This is a genomic window from Gluconobacter sp. DsW_058, from assembly GCF_002153615.1.
Classification (GTDB): domain Bacteria; phylum Pseudomonadota; class Alphaproteobacteria; order Acetobacterales; family Acetobacteraceae; genus Gluconobacter; species Gluconobacter cerinus.
In genome coordinates this window covers 1-453 of record NZ_JOPH01000022.1, presented here as the reverse complement: position 1 = coordinate 453, position 453 = coordinate 1, and the positions used below count along the sequence as shown (strand labels likewise).

General features: G+C 53.2%; 1 pseudogene. It reads left to right on the top strand.

Features of this window, described 5'->3' with window-relative positions:
• Positions 1–256: 256 nt before the first annotated feature.
• Positions 257–453: pseudogene (locus tag HK24_RS05700) on the top strand (IS481 family transposase); the annotation flags it as partial.

Below are 453 nucleotides of genomic sequence, written 5' to 3'. Positions count from 1 at the left end.
CCGGGCCACCATGAGGATCGGACTAGCCAATATCGTCTATAATATGCGCCGTCTTCTCTTCCTCGAAAGATTGAATGCGAGCGCGTAGTCATCCACCGGGAGCCCCCCCGATCTGCTCAAAACGCAGATCGAAAACAACTCAAAGAACCGTCTATCAAATCGCCAAACCCCAGAAATTACTGGCCAAGCACATCAATCAAGGGTTCTTCGATTCCTCCACCTGGTCGGGAAAGCTGATCGGAAGACGGCCTGGGAATTCCTCGAATATCTCCTGAGCGTCATTCCTTACCGGATTCATACCATTCTGACCGATAACGGCATCCAGTTCGCCGAGCAGCCTCGTAATCGCAATACGGCCTGGTCTCGCCCCATGCGCTTCGACATGATCTGCGAAGCCCACGGGATCGAACATCGTCTGACAAAACCCAATCATCCCTGGACGAACGGTCAGGT